At 59.9% G+C, this 1787-nt stretch carries 2 protein-coding genes; both read right to left on the reverse strand.

From position 1 onward, the window contains the following. A partial coding sequence (gene dsdA / locus EGI20_RS18245; RefSeq protein ID WP_498633108.1) for a D-serine ammonia-lyase occupies positions 1-786 on the reverse strand: 786 nt, incomplete at its 3' end. Positions 787-840: 54 nt separating this feature from the next. Beyond that, on the reverse strand, positions 841-1787 hold a 947-nt coding region (locus EGI20_RS18250), incomplete at its 5' end, for a GntT/GntP/DsdX family permease (protein ID WP_498633109.1).

Genomic DNA, 1787 nt, shown 5'->3' on the forward strand with positions numbered 1-1787 from the left:
GGCCGCGATCTGGCGCTGCAGGCGCTCGGCGGCAACGGCGTAGCCGAGGAACAGGCTGGTAGAATTTTCATCGTCGACAAAGTGGCAGCTAGGATCGGATTCGGCCTGTTTGCGGCCTTGTGCCACCGCGACGCTGTAGTCGGATTCATATTCAACCACGGTCACGCCATGGGCGCGCAGCTTGTCCTTCTTCCACTGGCGGGCATCGGCCGACATATGCACCGAGGCCTGGAAGCCCAGCTGTGCACTCATGATGCCGATGGACAGGCCGAGGTTGCCGGTCGAGCCGACCGCGACCTTGTATTGGCCGAAGAAAGCGCGCATGGCATCGCTGTCCAGTTTGGCGTAGTCGTCATCGATGGTGAGCAGGCCGGCAGCCAGCGCCAGGTCTTCGGCATGCTTGAGCACTTCATAGATGCCGCCGCGTGCCTTGATCGAACCGGAAATCGGCAGGTTGCAATCTGCCTTGAGCCACAACTGGCCGGCAGATTCCTGGTCATGACGCGCCATCAGTTCGGCTTGCAGCTTGGGCATGGGCAGGATGCCCGACTCGATAATACCGCCGCTGGCGCGGGTTTCCGGGAACACCTGCATGATGTAGGAGGCAAAGCGGTCCAGACGGGCACTGGCATCGGCCACATCGGCAGCGGTCAGGCCGACATCTGCCAGTGCTTCTGCCGTCGGTGCGATGCCAGGGTTGAACCAGCTGGTTTCCTGCAAGGCGATCAGTTCATTGATCAGCGGGTAGCTGGCGCACCAGCTTTCAATTGTTTTGCCCAGAATCATGATGTTGCTCCTGTATCAGATAATAAGTTTGATCATGTGTTGTCTGTAGTCTGCTTAAATCACGCGCGACAACAGCAAAGTCAGTCCCAGTGCGACCACGGAGGCCAGCACGGTACCGCCGGTAAATTTCTTCAGTGCATCGGATAGCGAGACACCCAGATATTCCTTCACCACCCAGAATGCCGAGTCGGTGACGTGGGTCCAGCCGATAGCGCCGGCGCCGATGGCAATCACGATGATTTCACGGCTGTAGCCGGAGTTATCGCCCAGCATAGGCAATACCATGCCGGCCGCGCTGATCATGGCAACGGTGGCCGAGCCGACGGCGAAGTGCATCAGCCCTGCAATCAGCCAGGCCAGTACGATAGGGTTCATGTCCAGTTGTGCCAGCGTTCCGGCCAGGACCTTGCCCACGCCGCTGTCGATCAGGATGCCGTTGAAGGCACCGCCGGCACCGATGATCAGCAAGATGCTGGCCAGTGGCGGGAAGCATTTGTCGGTCAGCACCAGCAGGTCGGCCATCTTCAGGCCGCGACGCAGCCCCAGCGACCAATAGGCGAACATCACCGCAATCGCCAGCGCTGGCAGCGGGTTACCCAGAAAGGCAACCACTTCGTAGCTGGTGGTGCCTTGCGTCAGCCCCATGGTGGCAACCGTTTTGCCTACCATCAGCAATAGCGGCAGCAGGATGGTGAACAGGGTGATGCCGAAGCCGGGCAGATCCTTGCGCTCGCTGCTGTCACAGCGCTCTTCCAGAAAAGCCTGCTGGGTAGAAGGTGCTTCACGCTTGCATACCAGATTGATCCAGACCGGGCCGGCGATGATGGCAGTCGGCAAGCCCACGATCAGGCCGTACATGATGACCTTGCCTACATCGGCGCCCAGCATGCCGGTAATTGCCATGGCGGCAGGGTGGGGTGGCAGCATGCAATGCACCACCATCAGCGAAATGGCCAGCGGCACGCCCAGATACAGCATATTGAGGCGAGTTTCTTTAGCGA

Source organism: Aquitalea sp. S1-19, assembly GCF_024343515.1.